Origin of the sequence: Stenotrophomonas sp. RIT309, from assembly GCF_000632045.1 — a bacterium.
In the GTDB taxonomy this organism is placed as follows: domain Bacteria; phylum Pseudomonadota; class Gammaproteobacteria; order Xanthomonadales; family Xanthomonadaceae; genus Stenotrophomonas; species Stenotrophomonas indicatrix.
Window position 1 is genome coordinate 116,158 of record NZ_JFYS01000043.1, and the last position, 13,213, is coordinate 129,370.

Annotated in this window: 10 protein-coding genes; 3 read left to right on the plus strand and 7 right to left on the minus strand. The window is 63.3% G+C overall.

The annotated features are described in order from the left end of the window. Window positions 1-173 precede the first annotated feature (173 nt). From BW38_RS01345 to dnaA, 7 genes are all read right to left on the minus strand, one after another. Complete coding sequence (locus tag BW38_RS01345; RefSeq protein WP_032978479.1) at window positions 174-1,361, minus strand: tetratricopeptide repeat protein; 1,188 nt, start codon at window positions 1,359-1,361, stop codon at window positions 174-176. A gap of 131 nt (window positions 1,362-1,492) precedes the next feature. Beyond that, a complete protein-coding gene (locus tag BW38_RS01340; protein WP_025875555.1) occupies window positions 1,493-2,299 on the minus strand; it encodes a M48 family metallopeptidase in 807 nt (268 codons plus the stop codon). A 71-nt stretch (window positions 2,300-2,370) separates the two neighbouring features. Continuing rightward, window positions 2,371-3,216, minus strand: coding sequence for a CPBP family intramembrane glutamic endopeptidase (locus BW38_RS01335; RefSeq protein WP_032978482.1), 846 nt, complete (start codon window positions 3,214-3,216; stop codon window positions 2,371-2,373). 67 nt (window positions 3,217-3,283) lie between these two features. Then, on the minus strand, window positions 3,284-5,743 hold the full coding sequence (gyrB, locus tag BW38_RS01330) for a DNA topoisomerase (ATP-hydrolyzing) subunit B (RefSeq protein ID WP_032978484.1): 2,460 nt from the start codon (window positions 5,741-5,743) through the stop codon (window positions 3,284-3,286). A 112-nt stretch (window positions 5,744-5,855) separates the two neighbouring features. Continuing rightward, window positions 5,856-6,950: a DNA replication/repair protein RecF gene (recF, locus tag BW38_RS01325; protein WP_032978486.1), complete on the minus strand. Its 1,095-nt coding sequence runs from the start codon at window positions 6,948-6,950 to the stop codon at window positions 5,856-5,858. Between the two features lie 927 nt (window positions 6,951-7,877). Beyond that, window positions 7,878-8,978 (minus strand): DNA polymerase III subunit beta, encoded by a 1,101-nt coding sequence (gene dnaN / locus BW38_RS01320; protein ID WP_005411731.1) that lies wholly within the window; start codon window positions 8,976-8,978, stop codon window positions 7,878-7,880. Between the two features lie 276 nt (window positions 8,979-9,254). Beyond that, the gene (gene dnaA / locus BW38_RS01315) at window positions 9,255-10,586 is read right to left on the minus strand and encodes a chromosomal replication initiator protein DnaA (RefSeq protein ID WP_025875573.1); all 1,332 of its coding nucleotides are present in this window, start codon (window positions 10,584-10,586) and stop codon (window positions 9,255-9,257) included. Window positions 10,587-10,840: 254 nt separating this feature from the next. Between dnaA and rpmH the strand changes: the two genes are divergently transcribed. From rpmH to yidC, 3 genes are read left to right on the plus strand one after another with little or no spacing between them, the layout of a single operon-like run. Further along, the gene (rpmH, locus tag BW38_RS01310) at window positions 10,841-10,981 is read left to right on the plus strand and encodes a 50S ribosomal protein L34 (protein WP_006404565.1); all 141 of its coding nucleotides are present in this window, start codon (window positions 10,841-10,843) and stop codon (window positions 10,979-10,981) included. A 5-nt stretch (window positions 10,982-10,986) separates the two neighbouring features. Continuing rightward, window positions 10,987-11,481 (plus strand): ribonuclease P protein component, encoded by a 495-nt coding sequence (rnpA, locus tag BW38_RS0121015; RefSeq protein WP_025875580.1) that lies wholly within the window; start codon window positions 10,987-10,989, stop codon window positions 11,479-11,481. Continuing rightward, window positions 11,481-13,196, plus strand: coding sequence for a membrane protein insertase YidC (yidC, locus tag BW38_RS01305; protein ID WP_025875582.1), 1,716 nt, complete (start codon window positions 11,481-11,483; stop codon window positions 13,194-13,196). The genes rnpA and yidC overlap by 1 nt, the downstream gene beginning before the upstream one ends. Window positions 13,197-13,213: the final 17 nt, after the last annotated feature.

The following is a 13,213-nucleotide window of genomic DNA, read 5'->3' on the forward strand; positions in this document are numbered from 1 at the left end:
GTACCGGTGAACGACTAGTTGTTCCGTCATGCGCCAAGAGCTCAATAGTGGGGCCGGAATCCCGGGGGCGGGATCCCTGATCAGCGGTGCATGACACCGCAGGAACCTCCAAGCTTATACCAATCCTGAGCGCTTGCGCATCAACTGGGCAGGCGTTCAGGCGTTATTCCTACTTACTTCAGGTTGATGATTTTCTTGGCATCCGCCTGGTTCTTCACGCCCTTCTCCAGCGCCTGCTGGGCGGCCTTCTTGGCCTCCGGGACACGACCTTCACTGTGCAAAACACGTGCCAGATTCAGGTAGGTCTCACCGTCCTTGGAGAGCGGGGCGGCCTTCTGCCACGCATCGATCGCCTGCGGCACCTGGTCGGAGTAGTAGTAGGACTGGGCCAGCGCCAGGTAGACCTGGTAATCCGGCTTCAGGATGCCCTTCTGCAACCCCTCGTTGATGACCGCGATGACGTCCTTTTCCTTGTTCTCGGTGTTGGCATAGATCGAGTACAGCTGCTTGTACTCGCGCTCTTCGGTGAGCTGGCCGCTGCTGCGCAGCTTGTCCATCACCGCGGCGGCCTTCGGCATCTGGTCGGCCTGCATGTACATGTTGGCCAGGTTCAGCTGCGCTTTCTTGTCGTTCGGGTTCTTGGCCGCCAGCGCTTCGGCGGCCTGCACGGCCTCACCGGTCTGGCCCGCTTCGGACAGTGCGGCCATCAGCAGCTGGTTCCAGTTGTCCTTCGGCTCGGCAGCGCCGGCAATGGCCTGCTTCAGCACCGGGATCGCTTCCTGGTAGCGCTCCAGCTGGTACAGCGCCTGGCCCTTGATGATCAGCTCTTCCGGCTTGGTCGACTTGCTCTCGGCGAAGTACTTGTCCAGGGTCGCCAGGCCTTCAGCGGTCTGGTCTTCCTGGATCTGCAGCTGGCCCAGCATCAGCATCGACTGGAAGTGGCCGTTGTTGTCCAGGCCGTTGAACTGCAGCACCTGCTTCAGGTACGCGATGGCGGCTGCGGTGTCGTCGGTCTGGTAGGCGGCCTGCGATGCCAGCTGCGCGGCCAGCGACTTGTCGTACTCATTGGCGCCGTCGGTGGCCAGGATCTCGTCGGCCAGCGTGCGGGTCTCCGGGAACTTTTCCTTGTTGTAGCTGTCAATCATCTTCTGCAGCTTGCTGCCCAGCTTGGCCGACGACTTCGCTGCCGGTTCCTGGCGGGTCGCGTTCGGGAACAGCACTTCGGCCTTGGCCTGCTTGCCGCCACGGTTGCCACGCTCGGACGAACGCGAGGACTGCGCGAACGCGTCGGTGACCACGGCGCCGGTCAGGGCAGTGGCGATGAGGACGGAAAGCACAGCTTTGTGGTTACGGAAAATCATCGTTCACCTCGATCGAACCGCCGGTAGCGGCAAAGTCGGACTGTCAGAAAAATCTGAGCCGCCAAACGTATCAGAAACAGATGGCGTGAGAAATCGTTTTATGTGCTGCAATACAGCATGAATCTGCGCACTCAGCCACACTTTGGCCGGCGTCCGGCCGCCTGCGCCTGCTGGTAGACGGGGCCGAGCGCCGGCACATCACGCTGCAACTCCCTGATCCGATTGGCTGGATCGGGATGGGTCGACAACCATTGCGGGCTGCGACCGCCACTGGCGGCCATCATGTTCTGCCACAGATCGACGGCCTGGGCGGGGTTGAATCCGGCCTCGGCCATCAACCGCTGACCGATCACGTCAGCCTCGCTCTCCTGGGTGCGTGAGCCGGGCAACAGGAACGCGGTCTGCGCCCCCATCCCGCCCAGCTGGTTGACCGTACTGGCTGCGCCTTCGCCGCCATAGGCGCCGGCCAGCGCGCCCAGCACCGCCAATCCGGTCTGCGCGCCCATCTGCCGGGTGATGCGTTCTTCGTGGTGGCGGGCGATCACGTGGCCGATTTCATGGCCGATCACCGCTGCCAGCTGATCCTGGTTCTTGGCAACGCTGAAGATGCCGGTGTTGACCCCGACCTTGCCGCCGGGCAGGGCGAAGGCGTTTGGTTCCTTGTCGACGAACACCGCCGTTTCCCACCGTACGCCACGGTACTGAGGCGGCAGCTGTGCAACGAGCGCGTTGACCACGCATTGCACGTAGCCGTTCTGGCGGCCATCGCTGCTGATCTTCTCTTTCTGTTTGGTTTCGGCGAACGCCTGCGCCCCCAGCTGGTCCAGCTGTGCCTGCGACACACCGCCCACCATCTGCCGACGGCCGGTGGGCGAAGTGGTGGTCGCGCAGGCGCTGACCAGAGTGGTGATGACGATGGCCAGCAGCAGTTGTTTCATGGACCCACCCCCGTGTTCAGAAGCCCAGTGTGTAACGGGTCTGCTTAATCTTTCGTCAAGCGGACAGCGCCTTACGTTGCCCCGAAAAACACCAGGGCCGCAAGCGCCACGGCATTGTTCAGCGCATGGGCGGCGATCGCTGCCCACAAGGTGCCGGTGCGGCGGTACAGCCAGCAGAACGCAGCGCCCATGCCGCCATAGACCAGCCAGAGCTGGGCGATCTCGGCCGGGCCATTGGCGCTGGTACCGGGAATTTCATGGATGAGCGCGAACGCCAGGCTGCTCAGGATCATCCCCAGCCACGGCCGTCCGGCCTGCCACAGGCGCCCGAACAGGACCCGGCGGAACAGCAGTTCCTCGTAGGCAGGTGCCAGTACCACGGCGAACAACGTCAGGAACAGCGGAAAGCGGGCAACCGCGTTCTGCATCAGTTCGAGGTTTGTCGGCACGGGCTCGATGCCCATCTGCTTGGCCACGAAGGCGATACCGTTGCTGCCGATCACGATCGCGCTGGCCACCAGCAGGGTCCAACCCCAGGTGGAGGGGCGACGGAGCGCGTCGCGCGAACGCTGGCGTTCGGCAGCGTTGGCCGGTCGGCGCCAGAAATACACCAGCAGTGCTGCGCCGCCGGTAGCGACCAGTGCCATCAGGATCTGCCCAAGAGCACCGGGCTGGCCGAGCTGCTGGGTGACCGCTGCCGGGTCAGGCGTGCCACCGCCGGATTTGGCGCTGGCGTATCCCACAACGATGCCGCGATAGAGTCCCCAGATCAGCCCGCCCACCAGGCTCAGCCCGAACAGGGTGACGGCAGCGATTCCCAGATCGATGAAGAAGCCCGCCAGCGGCGAGGAGGCGCGGGGCGTGACAGTAGCCGGTGGAACCGGCGGCGGAGCGGAAACCGGGGCGGAAGCGGACATCGATTACCTGCGATCAAGGGACAAAAGCCGGCGCGCCTCCCCGCGCGCCGGCCACCATCCGATTGTGTCAGATATCCAGGTTGGCGACCTTCAGCGCGTTGTCTTCGATGAAGTCGCGGCGCGGTTCGACCACATCACCCATCAGGGTGCTGAAGATCTGGTCAGCGGCCACCGCATCTTCGATACGCACCTGCAGCAGGCGACGGGTATCGGGATTGACGGTGGTGTCCCACAGCTGTTCCGGATTCATTTCGCCCAGACCCTTGAATCGCTGGATCTGACGGCCGCGCTTGGCTTCGTCCAGCAGCCAGTTGCGGGCCTGCGCGAACGACTCGATCTCGATCGACTTGGCGCCACGGGTGATGACCGCGCCTTCGCGGACCAGACCGTGCAGCAGCTGCGCTGCCTGGTGGATGCCACGCAGCTCGCCGCTTTCAAGCGCGGACAGCGGCAGCACCTGGATGTGCTGTTCGCCCATGTGGCTGCGCGTGACCAGCACCGCAGCGGGACGCTGCTCGTTGGGTTCCTGCAGTTCCAGGGTGAAACGGGCGCTGCCGAGGTTGCCCTGGTTGAGGTGCTTGGCCAGCGCGTCCAGGCCTTCGCCGGGACCTGCGTTGCGCAGGTTTTCCAGCTCCAACGGCATGAAGTCGACCAGCGCTTCGAGCAGGTTGCGGTCGTAACGATGGGTATTGCGGTTGATCGTGTCCTGCGCGGCAGCGTAGGCAAGCAGCAGCTTTTCCAGCGCCACGCCATCGATCGGCGGCTCGCCGCTGGCCGGCACCAGCCCCGCGTTCTCCACTGCGCTGCTGGCCAGATAGCTGTCCAGCGCCGGATCGTCCTTCAGGTACAGCTCCTGCTTGCCCTGCTTGATCTTGTACAACGGCGGCAGGCCGATATAGACATAACCACGCTCGATCAGCTCCGGCATCTGACGGTAGAAGAACGTCAGCAGCAGGGTGCGGATGTGCGCGCCGTCGACGTCGGCGTCGGTCATGATGATGATCTTGTGGTAACGCAGCTTGTCCGGGTTGTACTCGTCGCGACCGATGCCGGTGCCCAGCGCGGTGATCAGCGTACCCACCTGGTCGGACGCCAGCATGCGGTCGAAGCGTGCACGTTCCACGTTGAGGATCTTGCCGCGCAGCGGCAGCACCGCCTGGTTCTTGCGGTTACGACCCTGCTTGGCCGAACCACCTGCCGAGTCACCCTCGACGATGAACAGTTCGGACAGCGCCGGATCCTTTTCCTGGCAGTCGGCCAGCTTGCCCGGCAGGCCGGCGATATCCAGCGCACCCTTGCGGCGGGTCAGGTCGCGGGCCTTGCGCGCGGCTTCGCGGGCACGGGCAGCGTCGACGATCTTGCCGGCGATGGCCTTGGCTTCGTTCGGGTTTTCCTGCAGGAACTCTTCCAGGCGCTGGCCGAATGCGCTTTCCACGGCCGGACGCACATCCGAGCTGACCAGCTTTTCCTTGGTCTGGCTGGAGAAGCTCGGGTCCGGCACCTTCACCGACAGCACCGCGATCATGCCTTCGCGCATGTCATCGCCGGTCAGGTTGATCTTGGCCTGCTTGGCGATGCCGTTCTGCTCGATGTAGTTGTTGAGCACACGGGTCAACGCGCCACGGAAGCCGGCCAGGTGGGTACCGCCGTCCTTCTGCGGAATGTTGTTGGTGAAGCAGTACATCGTCTCCTGGTAGGAGTCGGTCCACTGCAGCGCCACTTCCACGGTGATGCCGTTGGATTCGCCGGTTACCGAGATCACGTTCGGGTGCAACGGCGTCTTCAACTGCGCCAGATGCTCCACGAAGCTGCGGATGCCGCCCTCGTAATGGAAGTCGTCGCGGCGGCCATCACCACGCTCGTCCACCAGCACGATCTTGACGCCGGAATTGAGGAAGGACAGTTCGCGCAGGCGACGGGCCAGGATGTCGTAGTGGAATTCCACGTTGTCGTGGAAAGCCTTTACCGACGGCCAGAAGCGCAGGGTGGTACCGCGCTTGGTGCTGGGACCGACCTGCTTGAGCGGATGCAGTGCTGCGCCGTCGGCGTATTCCTGCTGGTAGTGGAAACCGCCCTGGTAGATATCCAGGACCAGCTTCTGCGACAGCGCGTTGACCACGCTGACGCCCACGCCATGCAGGCCGCCGGAAACCTTGTAGCTGTTGTCGTCGAACTTGCCGCCTGCGTGCAGGACCGTCATCACGACTTCGGCTGCAGACACGTCGCGGTCGAGCTTCTTGCTCATCTGCTCGTGCTTGCCCGTCGGAATGCCGCGACCGTTGTCGGATACTCCGACCGAGCCGTCGGCATGGATCGTCACCGACACGTGGTCGGCATGGCCGGCGAGGGCTTCGTCGATCGAGTTGTCGACGACCTCGAACACCATGTGATGCAGGCCGGTGCCGTCATGGACGTCGCCGATGTACATACCTGGGCGCTTGCGGACAGCCTCCAGGCCTTCCAGGGCCGTAATGCTGTTGGCGTCGTAGTTGCCGTTGTTTGCCGGGGTGTTCTGTTCGTCGGTCATTGCGCTTGCCGTAGGCTCCGCAGGTCGGACACCGCTTTGAGCGATGTGCCGAGAATGAAGGGATAGCAGCCTGAATTATACCAGCCGGGGCTGAGCGGCCTTGCCGTGCCCACTATGGCACAGCCACGATCTGTGCATGTTCCACGTGGAACCGGGTGATGTTGCTCAGAGTCTCCAGTGCTGCAGGCGTTTCTGTTGCAGTGATGAATATCTGCGCCGGTGCCGCCAACAGGCGGTGCAGTACCCGGGCCTGGTGGGTGCGATCCAGCTCCGAGGCCAGATCGTCGAGCGCGATGACGGGCCACTCGCCACGCTGCTCGGCGTAATCCTCCGCCTGGGCCAGTAGACAGGCCAGGGCGGTGAGCTTGGCTTGGCCGCGTGACAGCGCATCGCGCCCCGGGATGCTCTGGAACGCCACGCTCCAGTCCGCCCGGTGGGGGCCCAGCGAGGTGTAACCCGCCTGACGGTCGCGATCGCGCGCCAGCAGAAGGGCATCTGCCAGCGGAACCTCGTGCCGGCGCCAGCCGGGACTCAGATTCAGGCCGACGATTCCCAGTTGCGGAGCCAATGCCTCGGCCAGGGCGATGGTTCGGGACTGCAGCCGCTCCAGGTAGTGCTGCCGACGGCTGGTCAGCGGTTCTCCCGCCTCGGCCAGCTCGTGATCCCAGGTATCGAGCATCCGCGACGGCCCGCCCTGCTTGAGCAGGGCATTGCGCTGCTTCAACGCGCGCGAGTAGCGCCGCCACAAGGATAGGAAGTCTGGTTCCACGTGGAACAGGCCCCAATCCAGAAAGCGCCGACGCGGCTCGCCACCACCACTCACCAAGGCGTGACTGCCCGGTTCAAAGGTCACCACAGCCAGGGCGGCACACAGGTTTCCGAGTTGGGCGACGTCTTCGCCATCCAGCCGCCCCTTCCACTCCTGCCCGCTGTGCCGCAACCCGGCTTTTCGCCTCTGCACGGGCAGATCACCGCGTTGCTCGTCCCATTCCACGAAGACTTCCAGGGCTTCATGGCCCTGACGCACCAAGCCATCGCGTACCCGCCCGCGGAAACTCCGCCCATAGGCCATCAGATGCAACGCTTCCAGGACGCTGGTCTTGCCAGCGCCGTTGTCACCGGTCAGCAGATTCACCCCTGGCTGGGGCGACAGCTCCACCGCATCGAAACGACGCAACTGGTGGAGGGCAAGACGACGAATCTGCATGGGATGCGACAGACCATCCGCACATGGCGGTAGAGGGGCGGGGAATCTCCCAGCTTACTGCATTGGTCAAGCCAGCCAGCGTGGATCGGACGTGGACCGGCATCAGCGGGGCGTTGCAGCCTTGGAGAACACGGGTTCCACGTGGCGGAGGCCTGCCGGCATGCAGGCGGCCGGAGACAGTGGCCGAAATCGTTCAAATCCGGCAGGAAGCCAAGGCTCAAGGCGTCCAGATTTCGCCATTCCGAAGACGGTTTCCCCGGCTCATGGCCTGACTCCACCGAGATTGCAGTCAGTGCTCCCCAGATTTCTTGAAATCTGCGGCCAAGGCCCCTGCCAGGTTCCACAGATTTCAAGAAATTCAAAGCGGCAGTTCCACGCCATCCACAGCGGGTCTGTATGACTTATACACAAGGTGTGGGCGAACTGTGGATAAAAAAGGCACTTTTCCTCGGCTGTGAAACTATCCACAGGTTCCCCCCCAGGCTTGATGGCCTATATACAGGGGGTTTCAACCCTATAAAAGTTTTTTAAAACAGACACATAGCCTACTTTTACATGAAATCTGGCCCTACCATCACCACCAAGCTTTTGATTTATACCCAGATTTAGAAGCTAGGGAAGCGCCGAATTCCTACGAACGAGGCCTGTGGACAGAGAGGTCAGCACGCAAGCGGAAGCCGCTGGATCGGATCCCGCCGCGTGCTCATATCCAACGTGTCTCGTCATCTCAGCACGTGGATTCCACAGCTGGCTTCCCGGGATCGTGGGTTCCATGCGCCGACAACCCATCAGGGCAACGCGGATGCTCTCATCGGCAAGGAGCGACGAGGGCGGCGGTAGCATTCGCAACGATGCTCCACGTGGAACAAAAAAAGACGCCCGGGAGATCCCGGGCGTCCATGTGTTCCACGTGGAACGGCGCAGCTGTCAGAGACGCAACGGCATCACCACATGACGCGACTTCTCGCTGCTGGATTCGCGCACCAGCGCCGAGGAATTGGAATCGCGCAGCTGGATGATCACTTCTTCGTCGCGCAGGGCGGAGAGGGCATCCAGCAGGTAGTTCACGTTGAAGCCGATGGCCAGGTCGCTGACCGTGGTGTCGGCCTCGATCTCTTCCTGGGCTTCTTCCTGCTCCGGGTTGTGCGCGCTGATCTTCAGGTTGCCCGGCGAAACTTCCACGCGGATGCCGCGGTACTTCTCGTTGGACAGGATCGCAGCACGCTGCAGCGAGGCACGCAGTGCTTCGCGATCAACCTTCACCTCGCGGTCGGCACCAATCGGAATCACTGCCTCGTAATCCGGGAAGCGACCGTCGATCAGCTTCGAAGTGAAGGTGACATCGTCGCGCTTCACGCGAACGTGGCTACGGCCGACTTCCAGTTCGATCTCGCGATCACCGCTTTCCAGCAGGCGCTGCAACTCGGTCACGCCCTTGCGCGGCACGATGATCTGGCGCTTGGAACCGCTGGGCTTGGCCAGATCGGTTTCGCACAGGGCCAGGCGATGGCCGTCGGTGGCGACAGTGCGCAGCGCATCTCCGCGCAGGTCGAACAGCAGGCCGTTGAGGTAATAGCGCACGTCCTGCTGGGCCATCGCGAACGCAGTGCGCTCGATCAGCTCCTTCAGGGTTGCTTCGCCGATCGCAACACGCTCGGTGGCTTCCACTTCGTCCACCGACGGGAAGTCGTTGGAGGGCAGGGTGGCCAGGGTGAAGCGGCTGCGTCCTGCCTGCACGGTGATCTTGTCACCGGTCTGCGAGACGGTGATCCGGCTGCCATCAGGCAGGGCGCGGATGATCTCGAACAGCTTGCGGGCGGGAATGGTGGTTTCGCCGTCCTGGGCATCTTCAACCGCGATCCGCGACACCATCTCCACTTCCAGGTCGGTACCGGTCAGCGACAGCTGGCCGTTCTGCACCTGCACCAGGAAATTGGCCAGAACCGGAAGGGTCTGGCGGCGTTCGACCACGTTGACGACCTGTGCCAACGGCTTGAGAAAGGCTTCGCGCTGCAGTGTGAAACGCATGTGGTTCCGTGCCCCTATGCTTTAAAAAAATGTGGAATAAATCAAAAGCTTGGTGGTGCTGGTAGAGCCAGAATCGCTGGAAAACACAGCTAAGTCTTTGTAAACAAAAGGGTTTCAGGCTTCGAAACCCTCTGCATTACCAGCCCCCAAGGGGTGGGGAAAGCTGTGGATAAATCTTCCGGGAAATCCAACGGCATTTTTATCCACACCCTGTCCCGCGCTTGCTACCGGATTCTGCACCGTTTTATGCGGTGACGCCTCATCGGCGTACGTGCATCATTCGCTCAGCTTCCGGATCAGCTTGTCCCAGTCCTCGCGGAGCTTGCCGTCGGCTTCCATCAGGGTGCGGATCTGCCGGCAGGCATGCAGCACCGTGGTGTGATCGCGACCGGCAAAGGCGTCGCCGATTTCGGGCAGGCTGTGTTCGGTCAGTTCCTTGGTCAGCGCCATTGCAACCTGGCGCGGACGGGCCAGCGACCGGGTCCGACGCTTGGACAGCAGATCCTTGATCTGCAGCCCGTAGTAATCGGCAACGGTTTTCTGGATGTTGGGAATGCTGATCGCCTGCTGCTGGGCGCGCAGCAGGTCGCGCAGGGTTTCCTGGGCGAATTCGGTGGTGATCGCACGGCCGGTGAAATTGGCGCGGGCGGTCAGGGTATTCAGCGCACCCTCGAGGTCGCGCACATTGGAGCGCATCTTCTTGGCAATCAGGAACGCAACGTCATCGGGAATCTCGGCACCACGCTCGCGGGCCTTGGCCAGCACGATCGCAGCGCGGGTCTCGAAGTCCGGCGGCTCGATGGCGACCGACAAGCCCCAGGCAAGCCGCGACTTCAGGCGCGCTTCCAGGCCTTCGACTTCGCGCGGATAGCGGTCGCAGGTCAGGATGATCTGCTGCTTGCCATCGAACAACGCGTTGAAGGTGTGGAAGAACTCTTCCTGGGTGCGATCCTTGCCGGCGAAGAACTGGATGTCATCGATCAGCAGCGCGTCGACCTGCTGGAACTGGCGCTTGAACTGATCCATGGTCTTTTCCTGCAAGGCCCGGATCATCGCGCTGAAGAACTGTTCCGAACGCAGGTACAGCACCTTGGCGGCCGGATTGGCCTGACGCATCGCGTTGCCGGCGGCGAACATCAGGTGGGTCTTGCCCAGGCCGGTGCCCCCGTACAGCAGCAGCGGATTGTGCGCGCGGTCGCCCGGCTTCTGCGCCGCCTGGAATGCTGCGGCCAGGCCCAGCTGGTTGCTGCGGCCTTCCACGAAGTTGGCGAAGGTGTAGTGGTTGTCCAGGTTGCCGGCAAAGGGAACCTGCGGCTGCACCGGCGCCTGCGCCGAATGGCTGGAAACCGGCGCGATCTGCGCGTCCACGGGCCGCGGACGCGAGCCGATTTCAAGAAATACGTCGCCGAAACCGGCAAAGTGGGTGACCAGCTCGCGGATCCGCGGCAGGTACAGTTCGCGCACCTGATCGACAATGAAGGCATTCGGTGCATACAGCACCAGGCTGTCAGCGCGCAGATCTGCCTGCAGCGGCTTCAACCAGGTGTGAACATCCTCGGGCGGGAACTCCGCCTCGAGTCGCTCGAGACTACGTGACCAGGCATCCATCAGCAATAATTGTCCGGTGGCCGATGCATAGGCGCGAAAAGGCGCCCAAACACAGGCCTGAAAGGGGGGAAATGGATGGCTCAGCCTACCACCGAGCGCCCGCCTTCGGAATGCTTGTCCCCTACTTATTCACAAAAAGATCCACAGCTATTGCACAGCCCGGTGAATTGGCGTAGCAGACAGGGGTTGACGGGAGGGGGGACACCTCTCTAAAATTTCCGGTTCTTTCCGTCCCATTCATACGAGAGGCCCACATGGCCACCAAGCGCACCTTCCAGCCCAGCAACCTCAAGCGTAAGCGCGACCACGGCTTCCGTGCCCGTATGAAGACCGCTGACGGCCGCAAGATCCTGTCGCGTCGCCGCGCCAAGGGCCGCAAAGTCCTGAGCGCCTGATTGCCATGCCGCATCCAGCGGCAGACGCAATCCATTCGACAGTGAATACTGCAGACCCGCGCAAGCGATTCCCTCGCTCTGCGCGGGTTCGCACGCGTGCCGAATATTCAACGGTCTTCAACGGCGCCCGCCGTGTGTCCGATCCGCTGATGACCCTGCACTGGCTACCGGCTGACCGGCCGGCCAGGCTGGGTCTGGCGGTTTCCCGCAAGGTCGATCCTCACGCCGTTGGGCGTAACCGGATCAAGCGCGTCCTGCGCGACGCCTTGCGTCAGACACGAACCGACATACAGCCAGGCGACTTCGTCGTCGTGGCTCGTACTGCTGCGCGTCATGCCAGCAACGAAGATATCCGCCAGGCCTTCCTGCGCCTGCTGCGGCGCCTGCGCGCATTGCCCGCGCCGGGCGTGGACGGCACAATGCCGCCGCCTGATGGCATTGCCATTTCCTCCGTCACCGAGCCGGCACCGCGTCCCGGCCCCGCTGAGCCTGCCTGCTGATGAACCAGACCCGTGTTTTCCTGATCTTTGCCTGGCTGATGGTGGCCGTGCTGCTGTGGATGGAGTGGAGCCGTGAGAAGTCCGCCCCGACCCCGGCGCCGACGACCAGCTCGGCCCCGGCCGCCGCCCAGAGCGTCCCCGGCGCGTCCCCGGGCAGCATCCCCAGCGCGCAGGTTCCCGGTGCCCCGGGTCAGGCCGCTGCACAGGCCCAGGCCAGCGCCACCCCGTCCGCACAGACCGTGACCATCACCACCGACGTGCTGCGCCTGAAGCTCGATGGCGGCCGCGTGCTCGACGCCGAACTGCTGCAGTTCCCGCAGAGCAAGGACGAAGGCAGCCCGCCGGTGCGCCTGCTGACCGAAGATCCCGCGCATCCCTACAGCGCGATCAGCGGCTGGGCCAGCGAAGACAAGAACACCCCGGTGCCGGGTGCCGACGGCTTCAAGCTGGTCGGTGACACCCGCGACTTCGTGCTGGCCAAGGGCCAGAACGAACTGCAGGTTCCGTTCGTATGGACCGCCGACAACGGCGTGACCATCAAGCGCACCCTGATCGTGGGCCGCAACGAGTATGCGATCCGCTTCAAGGATGAAGTCAGCAATGCCGGCGCCGCGCCGTGGAACGGCTACGTCTACCGCACCCTGGACCGCAGCCCGACGATCCTGTCGCGGAGCATGACCAACCCGGACTCGTTCAGCTTCAACGGTGCCACCTGGTACGACAACGACAAGAAGTACCAGCGTCGTGCGTTCAAGGATTACCTGGACGATGGCGCGCTGAACCAGAACATCACCGGCGGCTGGCTGGCGATGCTGCAGCACCACTTCTTCACCGCCTGGATCCCGCAGAAGGACCAGACCGCCCACTACGTGCTGTCGCAGGTGGCCGGTCGTGACCTGATCGAAGCGCGTGGCCCGGCCTTCACCGTGGCCCCGGGCCAGTCCACCAGCACCGAGGCCCGCCTGTGGGTCGGCCCGAAGCTGGTCAACCTGATCGCCAAGGAAGACGTGCCGGGTCTGGACCGTGTGGTCGACTACAGCCGCTTCTCGATGATGGCGGTGATCGGCCAGGGCCTGTTCTGGGTGCTCAACCAGGTGCACAAGCTGGTGGGCAACTGGGGCTGGGCCATCGTCGGCCTGGTGGTGCTGCTGAAGATCGTGCTGTACCCGCTGTCGGCGACGCAGTACAAGAGTGGCGCCAAGATGCGTCGCTTCCAGCCGCGCATCGCACAGCTGAAGGAACGCTATGGCGATGACCGCCAGAAGTTCCAGACCGCGATGATGGAGCTGTACAAGAAGGAAAAGATCAATCCGATGGGCGGCTGTCTGCCGATCCTCATCCAGATGCCGATCTTCTTCGCCCTGTACTGGGTGCTGGTGGAATCGGTCGAACTGCGCCAGGCGCCCTGGTTCGGCTGGATCCAGGACCTGACCGCCCGTGACCCGTACTTCATCCTGCCGGTGATCAACGTAGCGGTGATGTGGTTCACCCAGAAGCTGACGCCGGCACCGGGCATGGACCCGATGCAGCAGAAGATGATGCAGTTCATGCCGCTGGTGTTCGGCGTCATGATGGCCTTCATGCCGTCCGGCCTGGTCCTGTACTGGGTGGTCAATGGTGGACTGGGCCTGCTGCAGCAGTGGTGGATGACCAAGCGCCACGGCAGCGATCCGGTGCCGGCCACGGCAGCCACCGCTCCGGCCAAGAAAAAGTAAGGCGCGTCTGCGCCGAC

Bases quoted from the DNA above. Each gene is read 5' to 3' on its own strand.
- BW38_RS01340 (WP_025875555.1), bottom strand. From the start codon at position 2,299: ATGAAACAACTGCTGCTGGCCATCGTCATCACCACTCTGGTCAGCGCC.
- BW38_RS01345 (WP_032978479.1), bottom strand. From the start codon at position 1,361: ATGATTTTCCGTAACCACAAAGCTGTGCTTTCCGTCCTCATCGCCACT.
- dnaN (WP_005411731.1), bottom strand. From the start codon at position 8,978: ATGCGTTTCACACTGCAGCGCGAAGCCTTTCTCAAGCCGTTGGCACAG.
- yidC (WP_025875582.1), top strand. From the start codon at position 11,481: ATGAACCAGACCCGTGTTTTCCTGATCTTTGCCTGGCTGATGGTGGCC.
- gyrB (WP_032978484.1), bottom strand. From the start codon at position 5,743: ATGACCGACGAACAGAACACCCCGGCAAACAACGGCAACTACGACGCC.
- recF (WP_032978486.1), bottom strand. From the start codon at position 6,950: ATGCAGATTCGTCGTCTTGCCCTCCACCAGTTGCGTCGTTTCGATGCG.
- BW38_RS01335 (WP_032978482.1), bottom strand. From the start codon at position 3,216: ATGTCCGCTTCCGCCCCGGTTTCCGCTCCGCCGCCGGTTCCACCGGCT.
- dnaA (WP_025875573.1), bottom strand. From the start codon at position 10,586: ATGGATGCCTGGTCACGTAGTCTCGAGCGACTCGAGGCGGAGTTCCCG.
- rpmH (WP_006404565.1), top strand. From the start codon at position 10,841: ATGGCCACCAAGCGCACCTTCCAGCCCAGCAACCTCAAGCGTAAGCGC.
- rnpA (WP_025875580.1), top strand. From the start codon at position 10,987: ATGCCGCATCCAGCGGCAGACGCAATCCATTCGACAGTGAATACTGCA.